Origin of the sequence: Massilia sp. UYP11 (assembly GCF_050434805.1) — a bacterium.
GTDB lineage: Bacteria > Pseudomonadota > Gammaproteobacteria > Burkholderiales > Burkholderiaceae_D > Telluria.
The window spans coordinates 226,596-245,525 of the sequence record NZ_JBNDJE010000002.1; the positions used below are offsets into that span (position 1 = coordinate 226,596).

The window sequence follows — 18,930 nt, forward strand, 5'->3', positions numbered from 1 at the left end:
GTCGCGATGGCGATCGCCGCACCGGTGTTCCTGCTGGTGGTCGCGATCATCGAGTTCAGCACGGTGTTCCTTGCCACCCTCACGCTGCAGCATGCCGTGCACGAGGGCTCCCGCTTTGCCATCACGGGCGACAGCGCAGCGTCGCAACAGGCAGCCGGCTGCGCGACGAGACCGTCGTCGCCAATGCGCGACAACGCGCCCGGCATCGTCGAGCGCAACGACATCTAGCCATGCCCCAACTTGAAGCGCGGAAAACTGTCACGACTGTAGCGAAAATCCGCGCATGTGAGCGCGGCCTTGCGGCGGTCGAGCTTGCTGATTAGCGCCTCCACGTTCGGCGAGAATGCCCTGCCCGCCTTCGGAGCCGACCTGTGTTCCATGCGCGTGGTCGGATAGGCGCCCGACTCTTTACCGGCAGCGCGGCGCCGGGCCATCATCGACGTCGAGGCGGACGCGAAGACGCCGGTGTCGATCATGCAGCGATGGGCCTCGGGTCGCTGATCCCGGTGGCCTGGCCTGCGCCATCCTGCGCACCCCGAGATCGGCGCCGGGACGCCCGGCAAGCGTCCCGGGCGCCCTCACCGCCCGATCACATCAGCTTGTCGAGTGTGATCGGCAACTCCCGCACCCGCTTGCCGCAGGCATTGTAGATCGCGTTGGCGATCGCCGCCGCGGTGCCGGTGATGCCGATCTCGCCGATGCCGCGCATGCCGGCCGGCGCATGCGGATCGGGAATGTCGAGCCACATCACCTCGATCGGCGGCACGTCGAGATGGGCCGGCACGTGATAGTCCGACAGGCTCGGATTGGCGATGCGGCCATTGCGCTCGTCGAAATGCGTCTCTTCCATCAGCGCCGCGCCCAGGCCCATGATCATCCCGCCCCGGAGCTGGCTGGCGGCCGTCTTGGCATTGAGGATGCGGCCGCAATCGAAGGAGCCCAGCAGGCGCGTCACGCGCGGCTCGCCGGTGACCACGTTGACCCGCGCTTCGCAGAAGATCGCGCCGTACGAGTGCATCGACCAGTGCAGGCTTTCCTGCGACGGCGCCGCCTCGGCCGTCACCTCCACCTCGGCGCGCCCGGCCCTGGCAAGGATGCCGGCATAGCTTTCCCAGCGGCCGGCGTCATCGATCTTGCACAGGCCGCCGCCACGCGCGCGCACCTGCTCGGGCTTCAGGCCCGCCAGCGGCGAATCGCGCCCGGCGAACTTCAGCAGCTCGGCGCACAGCGCCTCGTGCGCGGCCTTGACCGAAGCCGCGATCGCGGCGGTCTGCTGCGAGCCGCCGGCCAGGATCGCCCCCGGCAGCGACGAGTCGCCGTAGTCGAAGCTGACCTTGTCCAAGGGCAGCCCGAGGCGCGCCGCGCACAGCTGGGACTGGGCGGTGGCCGTGCCCATGCCCATCTCGTGCGCGCCGACCGATACCCGGGCGCGGCCGTCGCGGCCCAGGACGATGCGGGCTGCGCCGCCATTCATCCGGTAATAGGGAAACACGGCGCTGGCGCAACCCAGGCCGACCAGCCACTCGCCCTCCTGGCGCATGCGCGGCTTCGCATGGCGTTCCTGCCAGCCGAAGGCCTGGGCCCCGGCGCGGTAGGCCTCGATCAGGTGGCGCGACGAGAACGGCGTGCCCTGCGTCGGGTCCTGGACCGGCTCGTTGCGCCGGCGCAGCAGGATCGGATCGATGCCGAGCAGGTCGGCCAGCTCGTCCACCGCGCACTCCAGGGCGAAAGACCCCACCGACTCGCCCGGCGCGCGCATGGCGGTATTGGCCGCCATGTTCATGTTGACCGTCCGCACCTCGAGCTTGATATTGCGCGCCGCATACAGCGCGCGCGCATTGTGGATGAACGGCTCCGGGAAAGCGTTGTACTCGGTCATGACCGTCGTGCCGGCATGGATCAGGGAGTCGAAGCGGCCGTCGCGGTCGGCGCCGATGGCGACCCGCTGCTCGGTCGGCGCGCGCCCACCGACCACGCGGTAGACGCCCGCGCGCGACAGCATCATGCGCACCGGCCGCCCGGACACTTTCGACGCCGCCGCCGCCAGCAGGTGGTGCTGCCACAACAGCTTGGCGCCGAAGCCGCCGCCCACGAAGGGCGACGTGACCCGCACCTGGTCGTGTCCAATGCCGAACACCTGCGCCAGCGTCCAGGCCGTGCTGGCCACCCCCTGGCTGGCGTCGTGGACCCGCAGGACGTCGCCTTCCCAGACGACGGTCACCGCATGCAGCTCGATCGCATTGTGGTTGTGGCGCGGCGTGCGGTAGACCGCATCGACGCGGTGGGCCGCGGCCATCAGCGCGCCCTCGGCGTCGCCGATGACGTCCTGCAGCGGCTCGCCCTGGAACTGGCCGAGCCTGTCGCCGGCGGCGCGGGCGGCCTCCATCGACGTCAGTGCATCCTCGCTCTCGTAGCGCACCCGCACCAGCGTCGTCGCATGGTCGGCCTGTTCCCGCGTCTCGGCCAGCACCAGGGCGACGGGCTGGCCGTTCCAGTGCACGCGGTCGTCCTGGAATACCGGCAGTGCGTCGCCGCTCGCCCCCATGGGCTCGCGCATCAGCACGGCCGGGGCCCACATCCTGGGTGCGTTGCGGTGACTCAGCACCAGCACGACGCCGGGGGCGGCCTCGGCGTCGGCCGCGTCGATGGCGGCGATGCGCCCCTTGGCCACCGTGCTGTGCACGAGTGCGGCATGGACCATCCGGTCCAGCGCGAACTCGGCGGCGTATTTTGCCTCGCCCTTCACCTTGACCGGGCCGTCCAGGCGCGATACCGGCGCGCCGATCAGCGGATCGTCGCTGGACGTGAGCGGATCGGGCTTGCCGCCGGTGACGTAGCGGTCGGGCGCGAGCGCCACCGCCTTCTGCATGATCGCCTGGCCGGCCTTCTGGATGTTCTGCACGATCTTCATGCTCTAGCTCCTCAGGAATGGGCGGTGGCCAGCCGGTCGAGCACGGCCACCATCGTGCGCTGGGCCAGCGGGATCTTGAACGCGTTGTCGCGCAGGGGCCTGGCGTCGGCCATCTCGGCGCGCGCCGCTGCCTCGAAATGGGCCGCGTCGGCCGGCTGGCCGCGCAGCATCTGCTCCAGCGTCGACGCGCGCCACGGCTTGTGCGCCACCCCGCCCAGCGCCAGCCGCACGTCGCTGACCAGCCCGTCCCGGACCTCGAGCGCGGCCGCCACCGACACCAGCGCGAAGGCGTAGCTGGCGCGGTCGCGCACCTTGCGGTAGGTGGAGTTGGCGCCGAAGGCCAGCGCCGGAATCTCGATCGCCGTGATCAGTTCGCCGCTCTGGAGGACGGTCTCGCGCTCGGGATGGTCTTCGGGCAGCAGGTGAAAGCCGGTGAACGGCACCTGACGCGTCCCGCCCAGGCCCTGCAGGTGGACCACGGCGTCGAGCGCGGCCAGCGCCACGCACATGTCGGACGGATGGGTGGCGATGCAGGCGCTCGAGGCCCCCAGCACCGCATGCATGCGGTGCACGCCCTGGAGCGCGTCGCAGCCCTCGCCCGGATTGCGCTTGTTGCAGTGGGCGCCGTCACGGTCGTAGAAATAGGCGCAGCGGGTGCGCTGCAGGACGTTGCCGGCGACGGTGGCCATATTGCGGATCTGGCCCGAGGCGCCGGACGCGATGGCGCGCGCCAGCAGCGGAAAGCGCGTGCGCACCGTGCGGTGCTCGGCCAGCGCGGTGTTCTTGACCGCCGCGCCGACCAGCAGGCTGCCGTCGGCGCGCTCGTCGATCTGTTGCGACAGGCCGCTGACGTCGACCAACTGCGCCGGCCGCTCGATGGTCTCGCGCATCAGGTCGACCAGGTTGGTGCCGCCGCCGAGATAGCGGCTGCCCGCCGCCGCACCCTTGCGCACGGCGTCCTGCGCGTCGTGCGCGCGGGCAAAGGTGAACGGGTTCATGACGTCTCCCCGGCCGGCGCCCTGGCGTGCGACTGCATATGGTGCTCGGTCACGGCGGCGACGATGCCGTTGTAGGCGCCGCAACGGCACAGGTTGCCGCTCATGCGCTCGCGTACCTCGTCTTCGCTGAACGCGATCGTATCGAGACCGAGGTCTTCGGTGACGTAGCTCGGCACGCCGCGCCGCAGCTCGGCCTCCATGCCCAGCGCCGAGCAGATTTGGCCTGGCGTGCAATAGCCGCACTGAAAACCGTCATGCTCGATGAACGATTGCTGCAGCGCATGCAGCTGTTCGCCGCTGGCCAGCCCCTCGACCGAGGTGATCGCGCGGCCCTGGTATTGCACGGCCAGCGCGAGGCACGACAGGATGCGCTGCTCGCCGTCGAGCAGCACGGTGCAGGCGCCGCAGGCGCCCTGGTCGCAGCCCTTCTTGGTGCCGCTCAGGTGCAGGTGCTCGCGCAGGAAGTCGAGCAGGGAGACGCGCGGATCGGTTGGCAGTGCGACGACGTTTCCGTTGATGGTGATGGTGGTCGACACGGTGAAATCTCCTTCTCGGGTGGCGGGCGCGGGCCCGCCAGGTCATGCATGCAATCATGCGGGGAAGTGACCGTATGTGCTCCGACAACGAGTACCAAGTCTAGAGTCAGCCGTGCCGAAAAGGCGCACGCTTGCGGGTCAGGATGGCGGTTCGGAGGATCGTGCAGTGCGCGGATGCGCACCCGGAGCGGCCGAGCTGATCGAGACGGCCACGGGGTCGCTGGCAGGGAAGGATTCGGCAAGCGCTTCGTCGAGCGCCTCTTCCAGGTGTGGGTCTGGCCCCCCTTGCACCTCGCCGCTCGTTTGCCGGAGGGGTGCTTCCTCGCGCTGCTTCACCCCGGGGCTGGATATGTTCATCTGTTGGCTCCCATGCGATGCGGCCGCCCGACGGCGCCCGCCTTGTTTCAAGGTCGTGCAGTGCGGGCGGCGGCGCCAGCACGGAATCCATCCTGCCCCGGCATCCCGCCCGGCGTCAAGCAGCCGCATCCGCGCGGGCGCCATGCCCGAGCGGCAGGCCGCGCTCGTCCATGCGCCGGCGCACAGCCAAGGGCGGGCGTGGATGGACGCGGATGGGCACGCACCGGCGCCGTGCTATAGAATCCGCATCCTCCCTTTCATGTTCAGAGGTACGCCTTGTTCCCCGTTTCCGCCCTCGACATGGGCGCCGCCATGAAGACCCTGGTGCTGACGCTCGACCTGGTCGGCACCTTCGTGTTCGCCCTGAGCGGCGCCACCGCCGGCGTGCGGCGCCACCTCGACCTGTTCGGCGTGCTGGTGCTGTCGTTCGTCGCCGCCACCTCGGGCGGCATCGTGCGCGACCTCTTGATCGGCGCCACGCCGCCGGCCGCCTTCACCGACTGGCGCTATCTTGGCGTGTCGCTGCTGGCCGGGGTGGCGATCTTCTTCTGGTCGCCCGCCCTGCACCGCCTGCGCCACCCGGTGCTGGTATTCGACGGCGCCGGCCTGGCCCTGTTCTGCGTCGCCGGCGCCCAGAAGGCGCTGGTGTTCGGCCTGGAGCCGGTGATGGCGGCGCTGCTCGGCATGTTGACGGGGATCGGGGGCGGCGTCGCGCGCGACGTCCTGCTGTCGAACGTGCCGGCCGTGTTCAGGTCGGACATCTACGCCGTCGCCGCCCTGGCCGGGGCCAGCGTGGTGGTGGCCGGCGACGCCCTGGGCCTGCCCAGCACCCCGACGGCGCTGGCCGGCGCGGCGCTGTGCTTCGGCCTGCGCCTGGCGGCCATCCGCTACGGCTGGCACTTGCCGACGGCGCGCGCGCAGGAACAGGCCGAGGGCGATCAGGAAGCCGGCCGCGACGGCCGTTAGGAGCCTGTCCCACCTACCGGGGTAGGCTCTTAAAAGTATTTCGACAGGTAGAACGCGCCGGAGTCCGGGAAGATCGTCACGATGCGTGCATTGCCCAGTTGCGGCAGCAGGCGGGCGATCCCCGCCGTCACGCAGGCGCTCGAACCGCCGGCCAGGATGCCCTCTTCGCGCGCCAGCCGGTGGATCCAGGCCAGCGCTTCTTCATCCGGCACCTGGACCACGTCGTCGACCACCTTTGGATCGAACACCGGCGACGGACAGCCCTTGCCGACGCCCTCGATCGCGCTGGCGAATTCGCCGCCCGCCGGCTGGTCGGTGACCAGTGTCCGGTAGGCCGAATCGCGCGGTTCGACCCCGATCACGCGGATCGACGGATCGCGCTCCTTCAGGTAGCGCCCGATGCCCGAGATCGTCCCGCCCGAGCCGACGCCGCACACGAAGACGTCGATCTGGCCTTTCATCTGCGACCACAGTTCGGGCGCGGTGTCGGCGTAGTGCGCCTGGCTGTTCAGGCTTGACCGGTACTGGTCGAGATGATGGGCGTCGCCCTGGCGCGCGATGCCCAGGGCAGTCTCCTGGTAGTCGGGGCCCCGCTCGGCGTCGCACACCCGCACCGTCGCGCCATAGGCTTCGATGCGCCTGATCTTTTCCCGGCTGGTGGTGAGCGGAACGGCGACCTCGCAGTCCAGGCCAAGGACGGCGCTGGCCATGGCCAGCGCCGCCCCCGTGTTGCCGGAGGACGCCTCGACCACGCGCGTCGCCTGAGGCGGCAGCTTGCGCAGCATGGCCCGCACCATGCGGTCCTTGATGCTGCCGCCCGGATTCATGAATTCCAGCTTGGCCACCACATTGGCCGCCGCGAATACGCGGCCGAGCCTGACCACCGGCGTGTTGCCGATCGCTTCCATGACAGATGACTTGATCTCGGTTTGCACGCCACTTCCTTTCGAACCAGGCCCGCGATGCGAACTCCGCCGGGGCGGATATGCCAGCTGCATGCGAGGCACAACGAACGAGCGCCCGCACAAGGCGGGCGCTGACGGGTGCATCGTGACGACAGGATGCATTTCGATTGTAGTGGCTATTCTGCAAAGATGTCAGCAATATTATCGGCACTTTCTCCCAGGCTATAAAACTGGCGCGCTTCAGGTGCGCGCCCCAAGGCTGATCTCCGGCTCCATCGGACCCATGCCCGAGGGCTCGGCCGGCTCGCGCTGCAGCACCTTGCGGTACAACACGCCGGCCAGCGTGCCGCCGAGCAAGGGAGCCAGCCAGAACAGCCATAGCTGGGCCACCGCCCAGCCGCCGACGAACAACGCCGGGCCGGTGCTGCGCGCCGGGTTGACCGAGGTGTTCGTCACCGGGATGCTGATCAGGTGCACCAGGGCCAGGGCCAGGCCGATCGCGATGCCGGCGAAACCGACGGGGGCCCGCGGGTGGGTCGCACCCAGCACCACCAGCACGAACATGAAGCTCATCACCAGCTCGCACACGAAGGCCGCCTCGAGCGAATAGCCGCCCGGCGAATGCACGCCGTAGCCATTGGCCGCGAAGCCGGCCTGGACGTCGAAGCCGGCCTTGCCGCTCGCAATCACATAGATCAGGGCGGCGGCCAGCACGGCGCCGGCCACCTGCGTCACGACGTAGGGCGCCACGTGGCGCGCCGGGAAGCGCCCGCCGGCCCACAGCCCTACCGACACGGCGGGATTGAAGTGGCCGCCGGAGATCGGGCCGAGCGCATAGGCCGCCGTCAGGACGGTCAGGCCAAAGGCCAGCGACACCCCGGTCAGGCCGATGCCGACCTCGGGAAAGGTGGCGGCCAGCACCGCGCTGCCGCAGCCGCCCAGCACCAGCCAGAATGTGCCGATGAACTCGGCCAACAGTTTGTTCAACATGACGCTCTCCCCATCTTGCCGGACGCACGTACGGCGCGCGCCTGCGGATCGCCATCCTGCCCTGGCCGATGGCAAGTGCCTATTGGACCAAAGGGCGATGCCGGCGAATGGGGGCGCTTGGCCGCGGGGCGCCGAATGTGGCCGCCGTCACAGCGCATCCTTGTCGACGCCGTCGCCGGCGAATACCGCCCCCGCCTCGAGTTCCAGCGTCTCGCGCACCAGCTGGGCCAGCGAGGTCGCCCCCATCTTTTCCATGACCCGGGCGCGGTGCACCTTGATCGTCTTTTCGGCGATGCCGAGGTCGAAGGCGATCTGCTTGTTCAGGCGGCCGGACACCACATGGCGCAGCACCTGCTGCTCGCGCCGGGTCAGGGTGTCGAGGTGGGCGCGGATGCGCTGCAGCTCGACCCGCACCGCGCGCTCGTGGGCATCGCGCGCCAGCGCATGGCGCACCGCGGCGATGAAGCCATCCACCTCGAGCGGCTTGATCAGGAAGTCGACGGCGCCGGCCTTCATGGCCCGCACGCCCAGCGCCGCATCGCTGGCGCCGCCGGCGACGAACACGATGGCGCGCTCGGCGCCGCCCTCCTGCAGTTCGCGCAGCAGCGCCAGGCCGTCCAGCCCCGGCATCCGCACATCGATCACGGCGCAGCCGGGGGCGGTCGGATCGTGGGCCTGCAGGAAGCTGTCGGTGCGGTCGAAGGCGGCCACATGCAGGCCCGCCGCCTGCAGCAGGCACGCCATGTCCTTCAGCGCCCCGGCATCGCCATCGACGAGATAGGTCAGGGGTTCGATCGTTTGCATAGCCAACTCCCGCTGCAAGAATGCACCGGAAGCCACCTCCATACTTTCAGGCGCGGCGTCTTCCGCTGTCAACCATGATCCTGCGCATGCCAGCGCGGTGCAGACGATTCTAGATGCGCGGTCACCCACGCACGGGACGACACATGGCCTATTTGATATGTCACAAACATCAAGGGCACTTAGCCAGCCTCCTGTGAAACCAATCTTGAGTAACGCGGTCACACAGCATCAACCTTTCCGTGCAACCCTATTTTGAACGCATATAGACCGTAAAAATTGCCGATCAGAAGCGGAAGCCAACACCGACATACAGGCCCTGCATCGTCGTGTCGACGTCGACGCGCTCGCCGTCGTACTTGGTCTTGAGCTGGCGATAGCCAAACTTGAGCGAGCGGTCGGGCCGCCAGGCATAGCTTGCGCCCACCAGCAACTGCCACGCGTAGTCGCTGCCGTCGAACGTGCCGACGTCGAGGTAGCCGACCAGCGTCCAGCGCGGGTCCAGCGGATAACGGCCGCGTACGCCGACATAGGGATCGAGCGCATCCTTGCTCTGGCCGCGCTCGACGCCGCCCAGTTCGAGCGTCGGCTTCAGGTAATTGAAGCGCAGGCCGGCGATCAGGTCGACCGGGGCCGGACCCTCGAGCGCACGCCAGGCGCCGCCCAGCGTGTACATCTGCTGCACCACTTCCACATCCACCGGTCCGCGTGCCGTGGCGACGTCGTCCGAGAGCTTGATGTAGATGCCGTCGAACAGGACGCCCCAGCGCCCCTGGCGCGCCTCGAAGCTGCCGCTCAAGCCGAAGTCGAGCTTGTCCACCAGGTCTGAAAAGCTGTGCTCGCTCTCGACCGACAGATCGCCCACCGTCGTCGTGCCATCGAGGCCGGCCGCCCACAGATAGGGCGAAAATTCGTAGTCCCAGCGCTCGCCCGCCTGCGCCTGGGCCGCAGCCGGGGTGGCCATCGTCGCCAACGCTGCACAGCTCGCCAGTGCCATTGCCGTCTTGCTCGTGGTACGGATGTTCATGCCAGCCTCCGATTGTCATGATCCATGGTGGTAAAGGACGCGGCAACGTCGCCATGGTTGCGGACCGGCCTGCGATGGCGGCACGCGCAAGCGCCGCATCAAGGCAAACCGATGAACAGGTACAGCGACGAGCGGCCGCCCTGCGCCAGTCCGGCGCCGAAGTACAGCGGACCAAGCGGCGTCGTGCCGCCCAGGTAGATGGCGGCCGCGGCCTGCCAGCCGTCGAGCCGGGTTTCGGTGAAGCGGTTGCGCGCACTGCCCGCCTCGAGCGACAGGCCGACGCGCAGGTCGCCGCGCAGCCCCAGCGGCATGCGCCCGATGATCTTTTCGCCGCGCAGGCTGGCGAAGCGCACATCGTCGGCCAGGACCTGGTTGCGCACATAGCCGGACAGATTCAGGAAGCCGCCCAGCGCGGCGGCGTCGGCCAGCGGCATCCGCCCCTGGGTCGAGCCGGTGTAGTGCAGCCGTCCATTGAGCACGTACTCACCCCAGACGTACGCGGCGCGCAGCTCGGTCGCCAGCCGGCTGTAGTCGCCATCGTCGTGGCGGAACCAGGCGGCGCGCGCCGCCCAGCCGCGGCTGGGGAAGAAAGCGCTGTCGAACTGGTCGAAGTCGGCCACGACCTGCCAGCCACGCAGGGTCGACTCGCCGGTCGGCAAGGACGCCGGCCCGGTCTCGACCGTGGCTTCGATCTTGCGCACCGTGCGTTCCAGGCGCAGCTGGCCGACGGTGCCGGCATTCATGCCCAGCCCGAGGCTGGCGCCGCGGCTGCGCAGCGCATATTCGGCGATGCGGCGGTCGTCCTGGTAAACATTGAGCCGGTCGCGCACCAGCGCCAGCGCCGGCTGGAGGAAGAAGCGCTGGCGCGGCCCCAGCGGCTGGTAGAACTGGGTGAACAGCGTGGCGCGCTCGCCGATCTGGGCCCCGGACAGCCATTCGCCGCCAAGCGGATTGAGCCATTTGCGGTGGTAGGCCATGCGCAGCGCGAAGTCGTTCTCGTCGTTCGCGGCCTGCAGCTCGACACCGAAGCGCAGGTAATCGGGGCCCCAGCTCTTCTCGGTGGGCGTGACCTGCAGGATGCGCCGCGCGCGGGTGCCCAGCAGCGCGTAGTCGACGCTTTCGAAGTCGCCTTCGCCATACACGCGGGCCAGGCCAGCCTCGAGACGATTGGTGTCGAGCGGCTGCCCGGGCACGATATCGAGGTGTTCATGCACCAGCACCGGGTTCACATGGCGCAGCCGGGCGACCTCGACGCGGTCGATGACGGGCGGCGGCGGCGCCGGGCTGCGCAGGCGTGCGGTCCACGCCGCGTAGTCGGCGACCGGCAGCGCGAGCCGCGCCAGCTGCGGCGCCACCGCCTCGGCCGCCGCCTTGCCGCGCGCCGCGCCCTCGCGGAACTTGCCGAAGTCGGCCGCCGTGATGCCTGTCAGGTCGGGCTTGATATAGATGTCGCCCGGCCCCAGTTGGGCGCGCGAAGCCTCGGCGTTCTGCTCCGTCAGGATATTGATCATTTGCAGGGACACGGTGGCGACCGACGCGACCTGCTGCGGCTGCAGCAGCGGCGAGCCGACGTCGACCGCGATGATGACGTCGGCCTGGCAGCGCTCGCGCGCTTCGCGCACCGGCAGGTTGTCGACCAGGCCGCCGTCGACCAGGTAGCGGTCCTGGTAGCGCACCGGGGCCAGCACCGCCGGCACGCTCATGCTGGCGCGCATGGCGGCCGCCAGTTCGCCGCTGCGGAACACGACCCGCTCGCCGGTGCCGATGTCGGTGGTCACGATCGACAGGGGCAGCGGCAGGCTCTCGATGGTGCGCTCGCCGCGGTCGGCGCCGACCAGGGTATTGAAGAACAGCTTGATCTTCTGACCGCCCAGGAGACCGCGCGCCATGCGCAGTCCGTCCGGAGTGATGCCGGCCTCGAGACCGGGATAATAGCTTTGCGCCAGGCGCCGCTCGCGGTAATTGGTCTGGCCGCGGGCGGTCGCGTCGTCGAACAGGTCGCGCCAGTCGACCTTGCCAATGCGCTCGAGCATCTGCGGCGGGGTGAGTCCGCCGAGCCAGGCGCCGGCCACCAGCGACCCCATGCTGGTGCCGGCCACGCAATGGACCGGCACGCGCAAGGCGTCGAGCACGTCGAGCACGCCGACGTGGGCGGTGCCGCGCGCCCCACCCCCGCCCAGCACGAGGCCGATGCGCGGCGCGGCCGGCTGCGCGCCCGCCGCGGCATCGGCTGCGGTGTCGGCTGCGGTGTCGGATGCGGCAGCGGCATCGGCGACTGCACCGGCGGCGGCCGGGGTCAGCGCCAGGGGGAGCATCCAGATCAGTGCCAGTCGCAGCCAGGTCGTCGCCGTCATCCTCGTCTCGTCCTTTGCGCCGCCGGGCCGCGCATCGTCTGTGTCCGTCTGTCCGAGGTAGGACCAAAGGACAATGGCCTTGTTCCCGCGATTCGACCACGATGACGATGGCCGTCAGACCTTCGGGGGATCCTTTCGATGAACACTTCCATCGGCACAGTGCCCGTGGCCACGGTGCTGGCAGGCTGCCAGGCGCGCCGGACCACCCAGCCCGGCGCTGCCGGCGCGGCCCGGGCGCTGCGCTCGGGTTTCCCGGGCAACTATTCCCAGCCAGCGCCGGAGCGCACCATGTCGCTCACGCGACGGCTCACCCGCCAGCTCGGCTGTGCGGTCCTGCTGGCCGCCAGTGCGACGGCGGCCCAGGCCCAGCGCCCGATCGCCTATCCGTCCCAGGGCCAAAGCCAGGCGCGCCAGGAGCGCGATGACGGCGAGTGCACCACCTGGGCCAGGAAGCAGACCGGGATCGATCCGGCCGCCCTCGCCTCCCAGCCGCCGCCGCAAGAGACCGGCCCGGCCGTCGGCGGCGGCGAACGGGTGCGCGGCGCCCTGCGCGGCGCGCTCGGCGGCGCCGCCATCGGCGCGATCGGCGGCGACGCCGGCGAAGGCGCCGCCATCGGCGCCGGGGTCGGCACCATCGCCGGCGGCCATCGCGCGCGCCAGAACCAGGCCGGCCGCAACGCGGCCAGCGCCGGCGCGCAGCAGGCGGCGCTGGACGACTACGGGCGCGCCTACAGCGCCTGCATGCGGGGGCGCGGCTACACCGTCGAGTAGCCGCAGAGACAGCGCCACACCGGCTAAGACCGCAGGATGCAGCGAAAGCCCAGGTGGCAGGTCGCGGTGTCGAGCGGATGCGGATAGCGCGCCGCCGGCCGGTAGCGCCGGCAATAATTCGGCGCGCACAGGTGCGAACCGCCCTTGATGGTCTTGCGTGCGATCCGGGGGCCGCCGCGTTCGCGCCCCGCCTCGACACTGCCGTCCTGCGCGCCGCCGCGCGGGTTGAGCGGCACGCAGCAGGCCTTGTGCGCCGCCGCCGGATGCCGCGCGCGGTACCAGTCGGCCGTCCATTCCCAGACATTGCCTGCCATCTGGTACAAGCCATAGCCGTTCGGCGCGAAAGCGCGCGCCGGCATCGTGCCACGGGCGGTCGAGGGCGGCAGGCGCTGCCAGGGAAATTCGCCATGCCAGGTATTGGCCATCGGCGCGCCATCCGGCATGAAGTCGCCGCCCCACACGTAATCGGCGCCGTCCAGGCCGCCGCGCGCGGCGAATTCCCATTCGGCCTCGGTCGGCAATTCGAGCCCGGCCCAACGCGCATAGGCGAGCGCGTCCTCGTACACCACCTGCACCACCGGATGCTCGTCCAGGCCGTCGAGCGCGCTGTCGGGCCCGCGCGGATGTTTCCAGTCGGCGCCGCCCACATAGGCCCACCAGTTGCCGATGTCGCGCAGGTCGACCGGTCCCGGCGGCTTGAGGAACACCATGCCGCCCGGCACCAGCATCTCGGGCAAGGCGCCCGGATACAGGGCCGGATCGGGATCGCGCTCGGCCACGGTGACGTAGCCGGACGCCGCCACGAAGCGGGCGAATTCGGCATTGGTCACCGTGCTCGTGGCCATCCAGAAGCCGGACACCCGGACCGGATGGGCCGGCGCCTCTTCGGGATAGTGGCGGTCGGACCCCATCCGGAATTGCCCGCCGGGGATCCAGGCCAGGCCTGGACGGGGCGCCAGCCCCGGGGCCGGCGCCGCTTCCAGATAGGCGTCGCGGCGGTCGGCGCCGGCCGCCGTCTTGCTTGTTGCTTCCGGCATATGCCCTCCTGGTCAGTGACAGGCGCCGCTGGCGGCGGCGATGCGTCCCGGCCAGCGCACCGCCATCGGCACCCGGGACGCGCTTTTCCGGTTGGTGTTCTTTGATGTGTTCGCCATGCTGACCTGCCTCTCGCTGCCTGTGGATTCATACCACCGACCCAAAGCCCAGCACCATGTCCCCGATCGCGAACAGGCCGATCAGCAGCATGGCCAGGGCCACGATCAGGGTCAGCGAAACCGGGAACGCGCTCTCGCCGTGGATCAGTCCCTGGGCCTTCAGTTGCGCGCGCTCCCTGCGCAGGCCGCGCATGAAGGCCACGTGAAAGCCGATGCCGGAGACCAGCATCGCGATCCCGAGCAGCACCAGCGACACGCCGAAGCCGCGCACCGCGCCGCTGCCTTCATCGAGCACCTCGGCCTGGGCCAGCTTCAGGAACAGCTGGAAGATGGTGAAGCCAAAGCTGATCAGGGACAGCGAGGTGCGGATCACCGACATCAGGGTGCGGTCGGCGCTCATGCGGGTGCGCTGGAACGACATGCCGGTGCGGCGCGCCGACAGCTCGACCGCCGGGTCCTCGAAGGGGGACGCGCTGACAGTATCCATGGCCGGCCCGCCCTTTACGCCACCAGCCCGGCGGCCGGGATGGTCCAGCCCCCCGGCAGCAGTTCGGCGTCGTCCACGTTCACCGGAGCCGGGCGGCCGCGCGCCGGCTCGGGGTTGATCGGTTCGTTCATGGTTTCTCTCCTCATTCGCCTGGAAGCCGTGCTAGCGGCGCCGGAATCCGCCGCGATGCCCGCCGAAGCTGCGCTGCAAGTTCATCGATGAACGGTCGAAATTCCGGGTGCGCACCTCGCCCATCTGGCGCGCGCCGCGATCCACGTCGAGCCGCTGGCGCAGCGTCGCGGCGCCCTGGCCGCCACCGGCCGCGCTCCAGCCCTGGGCGCCGTGCCGCTCCCAGCCGGCGCCGGTGTTGCGATACACCCGGCCATCGCGTCCGGCGTACACGTCGTTGCCGACCCGCGCCACCGCACCGCCTCCGGCCCCGCGCGCGCCGGCCACCCGTTCGGCCTGGCCGCTGGCGCGGTCGACGACCACGCCGCGTCCGCCCTGCACCGCCCTGCCGCTGGCCGGGTCGGCGATCACGCCCCGGCGGCCGGCGGCCGCGACCCCGCGCGCGGGGTCGGCCACGATGCCACGCCCGCCAGCGGCCAAGCCGCCGCGCGGCCCCTGGGCCACGCCGCGCGCGCCGGCGGCGAATTCGCCCGTATACACGTTGCGCACGGCGCTGCGCTGGCCGGCGGCGGCCACGCCGGTGCGCGAGTTGTACGAAGAACCGACCCGGCTGGCCCAGGCGTTGCCGCTCCAGGCATCGAAGCCGCCCGCGGCGCGGCCCACGCTGGCGCGGCTGCCCCACTGCGAGTAGATATTCCCCGTATAGCCGGCCCAGCCGCGCGCGCCATAGGCGGCGCCCCATGCCGGCGCCGCCCAGGCGCCCCAGTACGGATAGGGGCCCCAGCCCCAGCCCGAGGACGAGACGGCCGCGCCCCAGGCCCAGCCCAGGCCGAAGGCCACCGCCCAGCCGGTCCAGGGCGTGTAGGCCACCGACGCGCCATAGCCATAGGTGACGGGCGCGCCATACCAGGCGCTGCCCATCCAAGGCTGGTAGGCGTAGCCGGTGCCGTAGACCACGACGCCGCTGCCGGGATCGACCAGGGTGCCCTGGTAGGCCGGCGTATAGCCGACCGTCACGCCGCCGTCGTCGACGCCGTAGATGCGCACCGCCGTCACGAAGTACAGCGGCGACTCGGGCGGGATCGCATAGATCTCGGCCGGCACGCTGGTGGCCACCCGGTATGGGCCGGCGGGCGCGCTGGCGGTGAACCAGACGCCATCCTGCACCGCGTAGTAGCTGGCCGGAGCGGCCTCGATGATGGTGGTGGCGGTATTGACGATGTAGCGCAGCGAGGTGCCGTCGATCGGCCTGAACTGGGGCGCGCCATCGAACACCGGCGTCGGCAAGGTGGTCTGCGCGATCTGCACGGTCGCCGTCTGTGGAATGGCGGCGGCGATCGCCGCCTCGCGCGCCTGGGCGGTGCCGGCAACCGACGCCTTGACGTTTTCCTTGGCGCTATCGTCAGGAATCGCCGCGAAGTCGGGCGGCAGCGCGGACGGCGCCACGTATTCCCAGGGCCCGCTCTCGTCGGCGGCGCCGAACCAGCGGCCGGAAGCCAGCACGTAGCTGCGGTTGTCGAGCGTCGACTTGAACAGGTTGCCGGTGGTGTTCTCGACGTACAGCAGGCGGGTGCCTTCGATCGGGACGTAGCGCGGCGCGCCGTCGGTCACCACCAGCTCGGTCGGCACGGTGGCGAAGTACAGCGCCGGCGCGCCGTCGGCCAGGCGCGGCGCCGGATCGTCCGGCCCCGCCTGGCCAGTCAGCGGATCGGCCAGGTGCGCGTCCGACACCTGGCGCCAGGCGCGTTCCAGGTCGGCGCCGGGCGCCGCCAGCACGCGCCAAGGGCCGTCCAGGGACGGCGCGCTCATCCAGCCGTCGAAGATCTTCAGGTAGTGCACGCCGCGCGCATCGCGCAGCAGCAGCGGCCGGGTGTTGATCACGCGCTCGAACGGCAGCCCGGCCAGGCGGCGGTACACCGGCGCGCCGTCGATGCTCACCAGGAGCGCCGGCACGGTCGAAAAGACGAAGCGCGGCGGCGTATTACGCAGCGCCTGTTGCGCGCTCGCGCGCCCGGCGCCGAGCGCCTCCATGGCCGCCTCCAGGCGGTCGAGTTCGATGGTGCGCGAACGGCCTTCGAGCTCGGCGCGGATCGCCGCCTCCCAGGCGCTCTTCTCGGCAGCGGAGGCGGACGGGAACTCGGAGCCCACGATGCGGGCCCGCACCAGGGTCACGCTGCGGGTGCCCTTGTCGACCAGGGTGTCAGCCTCGAGCGTCATCACGCCATAGCGGGTCTGCGGCGGCGCGCCGGCGCTGGCCCCGACGGCGGCGCGCGCCTGCAGCCGCGCGCCATCCCAGGCATCGAGCTGGGGCTGGTACATGGTCAGGGTGGTGGCGCCCGCGCGCACCTGACGCGGCCAGGGCGCGGCTTGCGGCGACGCGACATCCTCCTGGCGGCCCTGCGGATCGTCCTGCGGCGCGGTGGGCCCCTGGGCGGCGCCCAACGGGCCGGACGCCACCAGCGCCAGCATCACAAGCTGCGCCAGGACCGACCAGGATCTGGAGCCGGGCCTCATCACAGCGCTCCCGCGGGCGGCGCGAACACGGTGCGCCAGGCGCCGGCCATGGCGGCCACGGTCCAGCCATCGCGGGCCGCGCGCAGCAGCGCCGCCTCGGCGCCGCCCGTGTAGGCATATTCGCGCGCGGCGTCGTCGTGGTGGATCAGCAGGCACATCGACGCGCCAGGTCCGCGCGCGCAATAATCGAGCATCTGGATGTCGCCGTTGGCATTGCCGGCGGCGAAGATCGGCCGCCGTCCCAGCCGGCTCCAGATGCGCACCGGCTTCATCGGCCCGTCGTCGAACACCTCGACCGCGACGGTATGGACGATGTCGCCCACGTCCTCGCGGTATTCGAGCGCGACCGAACTGCCGATCACGTTCTCGGGCTGGATGCCATACACCTCCTCGGTCACCGTGCGCATGAAGTCGCGCGTGCCGCCGCTGGCGATGCAGTTGGTAAAGCCGTGTCCGGCGAGGTAGCGCAGCAGCTCGGTCATCGGCGTATAGGTGCACTCGACATAGGGCCGGCCCAGCTGCGGATGGCGCGCGACGTGCAGGAAATCGGCGGCCGCGCGCGCGAACTCGTCGGTGCTCAGCCCGACATAGCACTGCAGCAGGCCATCGACCATGGCATGCAGGGCGGCGCCGTCGCCCCGGTAATGCTGCTCGATGGCGGCGCCCAGCCACGCATGGTCGCGCGCCAGCGCCGCCTTCCACGGCTGGCGCACGACCAGCGCCGGCTCGCGCGCGGCCATGCGCGCGAGCCGGTGGAACAGGAACTCGGCCTGGATCGGACCGGGCTTCTCACACCATAGCGTGCCATCGTTGTCGAACACGGCGATCCGGCCGGCGGGCGGCACATGGGCGCTCGACGCCTCGTCCGTCACCCGCCGCACAAAATCGATGATCCGGTCGCGGGCGGGGCCGTCGGCCCAGGATGGCAGCGCCGGCGTCATCGGCGTCTCCTTACTGCGGCGCCAGCGCCTGACGGCGCAGCCAGAGCTGGTAGGGAACGATCGCCACCAGGCCGAGAACGACGAACAGCACGACCGTCGCCCGCACCTCGTCGCCCAGCGCATTGGCGCCGGCGACCAGCATCGCGATGGCGGGATGGCGCGTCGCACACGACAGCGCCAGCGCGACCCGGTCGTGCGGATCGGGCCCGCCCAGCAGGTGGCCGGCCACCAGGCCCGCCAGCACCACGGCCAGGATCGCCAGCGCCGTGCCGTCGCCGATCAGGCGCGCCAGCTCGGGCGCCACGGTCACCAGCAGCGGCAGGCAGGCCAGCGCCAGCAACCCGAAAGCGAAATTGCCGACCAGCGGCGCGGCGCGCGCCGCCGGGCCGGGCGCCAGCGCGCGCAGGCCCAGTCCCAGGCCCAGCGGCACGAACAGCGAAACGAACACCAGTTGCGCCACCGCCAGCGGCGACACCGCGGCGTGGGCGTCGAACAGCCAGGCCAGGATCGCCACCGCCGCCGGCACCGTCACGATCGACAGCGTTGCCATCGCCACCAGCAGGCCGTAGGCGTAGGGCTTGCGGGCGCCGAACCGGATCTCCCTGGCCAGCACGATCGGCGGCAACGGCGACACCGCCATCAGCACGATCGCGATCTCGACCGATTCCCTCAGCGGCAGCAGCGCCACCAGCAGCGCCGCGACCAGCGGCACCACGACCACCACCGCCAGCAGCGCGCGCAGCAGCAGGCGCGGTCGGCGCAGCAGGTACAGGCCGTCGCCCTTGGCGATATCCATGCCGATGCCCAGCGCCAGCAGCAGCAGGCTCGCGTGCGTGGCCAGCGTCAGCAGTTCGTGCAGTATGTCCATCGTGTCTCCCCAACCCGGCGCCTGGCCGCCAGCGCAGGCCGTCCACCGATGTTAGGCGCGGCGGCCGCGCGGCGGCATTGGACCATGGTCCAAAGGAATCGCCGTGTACGACGAAAGTCCAATGGCGCCGGCGCCCGCGGCGGCGTTAGGCTGTGCTGCCCGGGCAATCCGCCGCGAAGGGATGGATACCGGATGTTCTACCCGATGATGTCGTTCCCCGC

Annotated in this window: 17 protein-coding genes; 3 read left to right on the plus strand and 14 right to left on the minus strand. The window is 70.7% G+C overall.

The window, feature by feature from the left end:
* The first annotated feature begins 6 nt into the window (after positions 1 to 6).
* Positions 7 to 228 carry a TadE/TadG family type IV pilus assembly protein gene (locus tag ABIB38_RS04545; protein ID WP_429202130.1) on the plus strand — a complete coding sequence of 74 codons (222 nt, stop codon included), beginning with the start codon at positions 7 to 9 and terminating at the stop codon, positions 226 to 228.
* On the opposite strand, the gene ABIB38_RS04550 is transcribed toward ABIB38_RS04545, so the two are convergent.
* The 4 genes from ABIB38_RS04550 to ABIB38_RS04565 form a co-directional block, all read right to left on the minus strand.
* A complete protein-coding gene (locus ABIB38_RS04550) occupies positions 225 to 476 on the minus strand; it encodes a hypothetical protein (RefSeq protein WP_429202132.1) in 252 nt (83 codons plus the stop codon). The two genes, ABIB38_RS04545 and ABIB38_RS04550, sit on opposite strands and share 4 nt — an antisense overlap.
* 113 nt (positions 477 to 589) lie before the next feature.
* Positions 590 to 2,911 (minus strand): xanthine dehydrogenase family protein molybdopterin-binding subunit, encoded by a 2,322-nt coding sequence (locus ABIB38_RS04555; RefSeq protein WP_429202134.1) that lies wholly within the window; start codon positions 2,909 to 2,911, stop codon positions 590 to 592.
* Between the two features lie 11 nt (positions 2,912 to 2,922).
* Positions 2,923 to 3,909, minus strand: a complete 987-nt coding sequence (locus ABIB38_RS04560; RefSeq protein ID WP_429202136.1) for an FAD binding domain-containing protein — start codon at positions 3,907 to 3,909, stop codon at positions 2,923 to 2,925.
* Positions 3,906 to 4,445 carry a 2Fe-2S iron-sulfur cluster-binding protein gene (locus tag ABIB38_RS04565; protein ID WP_429202138.1) on the minus strand — a complete coding sequence of 180 codons (540 nt, stop codon included), beginning with the start codon at positions 4,443 to 4,445 and terminating at the stop codon, positions 3,906 to 3,908. The genes ABIB38_RS04560 and ABIB38_RS04565 overlap by 4 nt, the downstream gene beginning before the upstream one ends.
* Before the next feature lie 633 nt (positions 4,446 to 5,078).
* Here ABIB38_RS04565 and ABIB38_RS04570 point away from each other — a divergent pair.
* Positions 5,079 to 5,768, plus strand: a complete 690-nt coding sequence (locus ABIB38_RS04570; protein ID WP_429202140.1) for a trimeric intracellular cation channel family protein — start codon at positions 5,079 to 5,081, stop codon at positions 5,766 to 5,768.
* A gap of 29 nt (positions 5,769 to 5,797) precedes the next feature.
* Here the strand turns inward: ABIB38_RS04570 and ABIB38_RS04575 are convergent, their stop codons facing one another.
* The 5 genes from ABIB38_RS04575 to ABIB38_RS04595 form a co-directional block, all read right to left on the minus strand.
* Positions 5,798 to 6,703, minus strand: coding sequence for a PLP-dependent cysteine synthase family protein (locus tag ABIB38_RS04575; RefSeq protein WP_429202142.1), 906 nt, complete (start codon positions 6,701 to 6,703; stop codon positions 5,798 to 5,800).
* A gap of 210 nt (positions 6,704 to 6,913) precedes the next feature.
* Positions 6,914 to 7,663, minus strand: coding sequence for an aquaporin Z (aqpZ, locus tag ABIB38_RS04580; RefSeq protein ID WP_429202144.1), 750 nt, complete (start codon positions 7,661 to 7,663; stop codon positions 6,914 to 6,916).
* A 147-nt stretch (positions 7,664 to 7,810) separates the two neighbouring features.
* The gene (locus tag ABIB38_RS04585; RefSeq protein ID WP_429202145.1) at positions 7,811 to 8,467 is read right to left on the minus strand and encodes a response regulator transcription factor; all 657 of its coding nucleotides are present in this window, start codon (positions 8,465 to 8,467) and stop codon (positions 7,811 to 7,813) included.
* Between the two features lie 283 nt (positions 8,468 to 8,750).
* Positions 8,751 to 9,491: an outer membrane protein gene (locus ABIB38_RS04590; RefSeq protein ID WP_429202147.1), complete on the minus strand. Its 741-nt coding sequence runs from the start codon at positions 9,489 to 9,491 to the stop codon at positions 8,751 to 8,753.
* Between the two features lie 98 nt (positions 9,492 to 9,589).
* The gene (locus ABIB38_RS04595) at positions 9,590 to 11,845 is read right to left on the minus strand and encodes a patatin-like phospholipase family protein (protein ID WP_429202148.1); all 2,256 of its coding nucleotides are present in this window, start codon (positions 11,843 to 11,845) and stop codon (positions 9,590 to 9,592) included.
* A gap of 138 nt (positions 11,846 to 11,983) precedes the next feature.
* Between ABIB38_RS04595 and ABIB38_RS04600 the strand changes: the two genes are divergently transcribed.
* Positions 11,984 to 12,616: a glycine zipper family protein gene (locus tag ABIB38_RS04600; RefSeq protein WP_429202149.1), complete on the plus strand. Its 633-nt coding sequence runs from the start codon at positions 11,984 to 11,986 to the stop codon at positions 12,614 to 12,616.
* A gap of 23 nt (positions 12,617 to 12,639) precedes the next feature.
* Here the strand turns inward: ABIB38_RS04600 and ABIB38_RS04605 are convergent, their stop codons facing one another.
* From ABIB38_RS04605 to ABIB38_RS04625, 5 genes are all read right to left on the minus strand, one after another.
* The gene (locus tag ABIB38_RS04605) at positions 12,640 to 13,653 is read right to left on the minus strand and encodes a formylglycine-generating enzyme family protein (protein WP_429202151.1); all 1,014 of its coding nucleotides are present in this window, start codon (positions 13,651 to 13,653) and stop codon (positions 12,640 to 12,642) included.
* Between the two features lie 145 nt (positions 13,654 to 13,798).
* The gene (locus ABIB38_RS04610) at positions 13,799 to 14,257 is read right to left on the minus strand and encodes a YidH family protein (RefSeq protein WP_429202153.1); all 459 of its coding nucleotides are present in this window, start codon (positions 14,255 to 14,257) and stop codon (positions 13,799 to 13,801) included.
* Positions 14,258 to 14,419: 162 nt separating this feature from the next.
* Positions 14,420 to 16,900: an autotransporter gene (locus tag ABIB38_RS04615; RefSeq protein WP_429202155.1), complete on the minus strand. Its 2,481-nt coding sequence runs from the start codon at positions 16,898 to 16,900 to the stop codon at positions 14,420 to 14,422.
* Complete coding sequence (locus tag ABIB38_RS04620; protein ID WP_429202157.1) at positions 16,900 to 17,841, minus strand: HAD family hydrolase; 942 nt, start codon at positions 17,839 to 17,841, stop codon at positions 16,900 to 16,902. The genes ABIB38_RS04615 and ABIB38_RS04620 overlap by 1 nt, the downstream gene beginning before the upstream one ends.
* Positions 17,842 to 17,851: 10 nt before the next feature.
* Positions 17,852 to 18,709, minus strand: a complete 858-nt coding sequence (locus tag ABIB38_RS04625) for a hypothetical protein (RefSeq protein WP_429202159.1) — start codon at positions 18,707 to 18,709, stop codon at positions 17,852 to 17,854.
* Between the last annotated feature and the right edge of the window lie 221 nt (positions 18,710 to 18,930).

Excerpts from the sequence above, each read along its gene's own strand:
- ABIB38_RS04615 (WP_429202155.1), bottom strand. The coding sequence starts at position 16,900 with ATGAGGCCCGGCTCCAGATCCTGGTCGGTCCTGGCGCAGCTTGTGATG.
- ABIB38_RS04545 (WP_429202130.1), top strand. The coding sequence starts at position 7 with ATGGCGATCGCCGCACCGGTGTTCCTGCTGGTGGTCGCGATCATCGAG.
- ABIB38_RS04605 (WP_429202151.1), bottom strand. The coding sequence starts at position 13,653 with ATGCCGGAAGCAACAAGCAAGACGGCGGCCGGCGCCGACCGCCGCGAC.
- ABIB38_RS04585 (WP_429202145.1), bottom strand. The coding sequence starts at position 8,467 with ATGCAAACGATCGAACCCCTGACCTATCTCGTCGATGGCGATGCCGGG.
- ABIB38_RS04550 (WP_429202132.1), bottom strand. The coding sequence starts at position 476 with ATGATCGACACCGGCGTCTTCGCGTCCGCCTCGACGTCGATGATGGCC.
- ABIB38_RS04600 (WP_429202149.1), top strand. The coding sequence starts at position 11,984 with ATGAACACTTCCATCGGCACAGTGCCCGTGGCCACGGTGCTGGCAGGC.
- ABIB38_RS04590 (WP_429202147.1), bottom strand. The coding sequence starts at position 9,491 with ATGAACATCCGTACCACGAGCAAGACGGCAATGGCACTGGCGAGCTGT.
- ABIB38_RS04620 (WP_429202157.1), bottom strand. The coding sequence starts at position 17,841 with ATGACGCCGGCGCTGCCATCCTGGGCCGACGGCCCCGCCCGCGACCGG.
- ABIB38_RS04610 (WP_429202153.1), bottom strand. The coding sequence starts at position 14,257 with ATGGATACTGTCAGCGCGTCCCCCTTCGAGGACCCGGCGGTCGAGCTG.
- ABIB38_RS04595 (WP_429202148.1), bottom strand. The coding sequence starts at position 11,845 with ATGACGGCGACGACCTGGCTGCGACTGGCACTGATCTGGATGCTCCCC.
- ABIB38_RS04560 (WP_429202136.1), bottom strand. The coding sequence starts at position 3,909 with ATGAACCCGTTCACCTTTGCCCGCGCGCACGACGCGCAGGACGCCGTG.
- ABIB38_RS04555 (WP_429202134.1), bottom strand. The coding sequence starts at position 2,911 with ATGAAGATCGTGCAGAACATCCAGAAGGCCGGCCAGGCGATCATGCAG.
- ABIB38_RS04625 (WP_429202159.1), bottom strand. The coding sequence starts at position 18,709 with ATGGACATACTGCACGAACTGCTGACGCTGGCCACGCACGCGAGCCTG.
- aqpZ (WP_429202144.1), bottom strand. The coding sequence starts at position 7,663 with ATGTTGAACAAACTGTTGGCCGAGTTCATCGGCACATTCTGGCTGGTG.